This window comes from Nocardiopsis sp. TNDT3, assembly GCF_003427465.1.
GTDB classification, from domain to species: Bacteria; Actinomycetota; Actinomycetes; order Streptosporangiales; family Streptosporangiaceae; genus Nocardiopsis; species Nocardiopsis dassonvillei.
This window is the reverse complement of record NZ_QPFC01000788.1, coordinates 1-4,612: the sequence shown is the minus strand read 5'-3', so window position 1 is coordinate 4,612 and position 4,612 is coordinate 1. Positions and strand designations below refer to the sequence as shown.

Sequence of the window (4,612 nt, the reverse complement as noted above, 5' to 3'; positions counted from 1 at the left end):
GTGCTGCGCCTCCACGAGGTTGGCGGGCGCGTAGGCGTCGCTGACCACCAGCAGGCGGTCGGGCGCGGCCGGGCGCAGCACGTCGCCGATCAGCGGGCTCAGGTGCGCGGGCCGCCCGTTGACCAGGTTGTAGGAGGGCATGACGGCCACGGCCGCCCCCTCGGCCAGGGCGGGCAGGAAGGCCTGGAGCTCGTACTCGCGCAGGACCCTCGGCGGCAGGTCGCTGGAGGTCTCGCAGCGGCCCTCCTCGTTGTTGTAGGCGAGGAAGTGCTTGAGGGTGGGCGCGAGGCGCAGCGTGTCGCCGTCACCGGCCAGCCCCCGGGCGTAGGCGGCGGCCAGGAGCCCGGTCAGCCACGCGTCCTCGGAGTAGCCCTCCTCGTTGCGGCCCCAGCGGGGGTCGCGCAGCGGGTTGACCACGGGCGCCCAGACGTTGGGCGACGCGCCCGCGCCCCTGCGGGCGAGCACCTCGTCGCCGACGGCCCGGCCGACGAGGCGGAGCAGGCCGGGGTCCCAGGTGCTGGCCAGGCCGACGGCCTGCGGGTACACGGTGGCCGGTCCGAGCCAGGCCAGTCCGTGCAGCGCCTCGGTCCCGGTCCGGAAGGGGCCGACGCCCAGGCGCTCGACGGGCGCCTGGTGCTGGTGGAGCAGGCCGATCCGCTCCTCCGGGGTGAGGCGGGCGAGCAGGTCGTCCACGCGCCGTTCGGGCGGCAGGGCGGGGTCCCGGTACGGCGGCAGGTGCGGCTGGAGGGTCATGGGGGGTGTTCGCCTCTCGTGCGCGAGGGTATTGTCCTTCGAAATCGAACCGCTTCGACTTCGATACCTGAAGACCTTGTGTGCCACATCACAGTGGAGTAATTTGTTTGTCTAAACGGCCAACTAATTCATAGCAAAATGGCCCTTCGTTTCCTACCCCCCTGGGCTCCCCGGCCTGCTCAACCGAAGGAACGACGCTATGCGCACCACCCCCCTGCGCCAGCCCCCCAGCCGACGCCGCTTCCTCGGCCTGGTGGGCGCCTCCACCGCCGCGGCGCTCACCGCCGGAACACTCACCGGCTGCGGCTCGGAGTCGTCCAGCGGCGGAGGGTCCGCCTCCTCCGCCAGCTCGCTGGACGACCTGATCCCCACGCACATCCCGTTCCAGGGGGTCACCCCCGACATCCCGGGACAGCACGGCGCCCCGGACGGGTTCACCGCCTACCCGCAGGAGTTCGTCCGGGCCGTGTCCGAGGCCCCCGGCAGGGGCGGGAGCTACACCGCGATGACCCCGCTGTGGGGGCCGATCCCGCCCGGCCTGGGCGACAACTCCTTCTTCGAGTACGTCAACGGGCGTCTGGGCGCCACGGTGGAGTTCAACTTCCAGGACGGCAACTCGGTCATCGACAAGATGAACGCGGTGATCGCCGGGCGCGACGTCGCCGACATCACGATGATCCCCGACTGGGTCATCAACCTGATCCCGCAGTTCAACCGGGCCGTCGGCGAGCTGTTCGAGGACCTGACGCCGCACCTGGCCGGCGACGCGGCGCAGGCCTACCCCCTGCTGGCCAACCTGGACAGCGACGCCTGGCGCTGGAACGTCTTCAACCAGCAGCTGCACGGGGTGCCCTGGCCCGCCGAGCCCTTCGGCAACTGGGTCCTGTACCGGCGCGACCTCCTGGAGGAGTACGGCCTGGAGGCCCCGACCAGCCCCGACGACCTGTTCGCGATCGGCGAGGAGGTCAACGACCCGGACAACAACCGCTGGGCCTTCGGCGACTTCAACCTCACCATGCGCCAGGTCTTCGGCGCGCCCAAGCAGTGGCGCTACTCGGGCGGCGAGCTCATCCACATGTTCGAGACCGAGGAGTGGAGGGCCAGCATCGAGTACATGCGCAGGGTGTTCGACGCGGGGCTCGTCCACCCCGACATCGTCGCCCTGGGGGACAACTCCAAGGAGCTGCTCAACTCCGGGCAGATCCTCTTCAACCAGGACGGCATCGGCGCCTGGCACGAGGCCTACATGCAGATGCTCGGCGACAACCCCGACTTCCGCCTGGACCTGATGCCGGCCTTCGGCAACGGCGGCGCCGACCCGGTGATGCACCGCAGCGACCCCTCCGCCCAGTCCGTGTTCGTACGCAAGGGCATGGAGCCGGAGCAGGTCGAGGAGATCCTCGGCATCATCAACTACTGCGCCGCTCCGTTCGGCACGCGGGAGTACATGGACTACCGCTACGGCGAGGCGGGCGCGCACCACGAGCTCAACGACGACGGCGCCCCGCAGCTCACCGACACCGGCAACGGCGAGGTCAACGACGGCTACTACTTCATCAGCGGACGCCCCCAGGCGATCACCGAGAGCCAGTACCCGGACTTCGTGCCGTGGAAGTGCGACTGGTACAACCACGCCGCCCAGTTCACCGAGGACGACCCGTTCGCGGGCATCCGCATCCAGCGCCCCGAGCGCTTCTCCGGGGCCGAGACCCCGATGACCGACAGGGTCAACGACATCATCCGGGGCCGCGAGGACCTCAGCGCCCTGGACCAGGCCGTCGCGGACTGGCGCCGCGACGGCGGCGACGAGGGCCGCGAGTTCTACATGCGGGTCCTCCAGGAGCACGGCCGTGACTGAGCGGACCATGACCAAGGGCGAACCGCCCTCCCCGGCCGACGCGTCCCGCGGGCGCGGGGGCCGGGGGCGGTCCCCGGCCGTCCCGGACCGCCGGGGCGGGTCCGCGTCCCCGAGCCGCAGGCGGGTCCCGTTCGGTGCGAGGCTGCGCCGCGACTGGCAGCTGCTGCTGATGACGGTCCCGGCGATCGGCCTGCTGGCGGTGTTCCACTACACGCCGACCCTCGGCAACATCATCGCCTTCCAGGACTACAACCCCTGGGACGGGGTGTGGGGCAGCCCGTGGGTGGGGCTGGCGCACTTCGAGCGTCTGTTCACCGACCCCCGCTTCTGGTCCGCGGCGGGCAACACGCTGGTCATCGCCGCCGTCCAATTGGTGTTCTTCTTCCCCATCCCGATCGCGCTGGCCATCCTGCTGGACAGCGTCCTCAGCCCCAGGCTGCGGATGGTGCTCCAGAGCATCGTGTACATGCCGCACTTCTTCTCGTGGGTCCTGGTCGTCACCCTGTTCCAGCAGATCCTGGGCGGCGCCGGACTGTTCTCGCAGATCCTGCGGCAGAACGGGTACGCGCCGCTGGAGGTCATGTCCGATCCCGACGCGTTCCTGTTCGTGGTCACCTCCCAGATGGTCTGGAAGGACGCCGGGTGGGGCACGATCATCTTCCTGGCGGCGCTGGCGGCCGTGAACCAGAACCTCTACGAGTCCGCGGCCGTGGACGGCGCCGGGCGATGGCGGCGGATGTGGCACATCACCCTGCCGGGCCTGCGCCCGGTGATCGTCCTGCTGCTCATCCTCAAGATCGGCGACATCCTCAACGTCGGCTTCGAGCAGTTCTACCTCCAGCGCGACGCGTTCGGATCGGGCGTGTCGGAGGTGCTGGACACCTTCATCTACCACCAGACCCTGGTGACGGGGAACTTCAGCGCGGGAGCGGTCGCGGGCCTGGTCAAGGGCGTGGTCGGACTGGTCCTCATCGTTCTGGCCAACAAGCTGGCCCACAAGATGGGTGAGAACGGAATCTACCGACGAGCATGAGCACACTGTTCAAGGACCGCCCCGTGTGGGCGGAGCGCCCCGGTCTTCCCGCGCGCGCCGCGAAGAACACCACCCTGGCCGTGATCGCGGTCGTCATCCTCTTCCCGCTCTACGTCGTGATCCTGACCAGCCTGTCCCCCGCCTCTGCGGTGAACAGCGCGGGCGGCCTGGTGCTGGTCCCGCAGGGGATCTCCTTCCAGGCCTACGCCGACCTGTTCAGCGGCGGCGTGGTGACCCGGGCCGTGCTGGTCAGCCTGGGCGTCACCGCCGTGGGGACGCTGGTCAGCCTGGTGGCGACCGTCCTGGCCGCCTACGGGCTGTCCCAGCCCGGATCGCTGTGGCACCGGCCGCTGCTGTTCGCGGTGCTGCTGACCTTCCTGTTCGCGCCCGGGATGATCCCGCTGTACCTGCTGGTGAGCAACGTCGGCCTGATCGACAGCTACTGGTCGCTGATCCTGCCGACGGCGGTGAACGCGTTCAACCTGGTGGTGATGCGGGCGTTCTTCATGAACCTGCCCCAGGAGATCGGCGACAGCGCCCGGGTGGACGGGGCGAGCGAGTGGACCATCATGACCCGGCTGGTCCTGCCCATGTCCAAGGGGGTCACCGCGGTCGTCGGCCTGTTCTACGCGGTGGGCTACTGGAACGCCTTCTTCAACGCCATCCTCTACATCAACGACAACGCCAAGTGGCCGCTCCAGCTGGTGCTGCGCCAGTACGTGCAGCAGGGCCAGCAGCTCAGTTCGAGTTCGGTGATCGGCGACGCGATGCAGGGCGGCACCGCCTCGGCGCCCAACCTGGCCATCCAGATGGCCATCGTGGTGGTGGCCCTGGTGCCGGTCACGTTCGTCTACCCGCTGGTCCAGAAGCACTTCACCAAGGGCGTCATCATCGGCGCCGTGAAGGGGTAGCGCCGCCTCAGGACCGCCCGCGCCCCCGGGGTTCCCCTCCTCCTGGAACCCCGGGGG

At 69.6% G+C, this 4,612-nt stretch carries 4 protein-coding genes; 3 read left to right on the top strand and 1 reads right to left on the bottom strand.

The genetic code is table 11. From position 1 onward, the window contains the following. Window positions 1–753 (bottom strand): glycoside hydrolase family 3 protein (locus DQW06_RS19325; protein ID WP_198662498.1); only part of this gene is annotated, 753 nt, incomplete at its 3' end. 199 nt (window positions 754–952) lie between these two features. Here DQW06_RS19325 and DQW06_RS19320 point away from each other — a divergent pair. Genes DQW06_RS19320 through DQW06_RS19310 form a run of 3 tightly spaced genes read left to right on the top strand, consistent with a single transcriptional unit; the run spans window position 953 to window position 4,555 of the window. Continuing rightward, on the top strand, window positions 953–2,611 hold the full coding sequence (locus DQW06_RS19320) for an extracellular solute-binding protein (protein ID WP_071621083.1): 1,659 nt from the start codon (window positions 953–955) through the stop codon (window positions 2,609–2,611). Continuing rightward, window positions 2,604–3,644, top strand: a complete 1,041-nt coding sequence (locus DQW06_RS19315; RefSeq protein WP_013156550.1) for a sugar ABC transporter permease — start codon at window positions 2,604–2,606, stop codon at window positions 3,642–3,644. The genes DQW06_RS19320 and DQW06_RS19315 overlap by 8 nt, the downstream gene beginning before the upstream one ends. After that, complete coding sequence (locus tag DQW06_RS19310; protein ID WP_013156549.1) at window positions 3,641–4,555, top strand: carbohydrate ABC transporter permease; 915 nt, start codon at window positions 3,641–3,643, stop codon at window positions 4,553–4,555. The genes DQW06_RS19315 and DQW06_RS19310 overlap by 4 nt, the downstream gene beginning before the upstream one ends. The last annotated feature ends 57 nt before the right edge of the window (window positions 4,556–4,612 follow it).

Bases quoted from the DNA above. Each gene is read 5' to 3' on its own strand.
- DQW06_RS19320 (WP_071621083.1), top strand. From the start codon at position 953: ATGCGCACCACCCCCCTGCGCCAGCCCCCCAGCCGACGCCGCTTCCTC.
- DQW06_RS19310 (WP_013156549.1), top strand. From the start codon at position 3,641: ATGAGCACACTGTTCAAGGACCGCCCCGTGTGGGCGGAGCGCCCCGGT.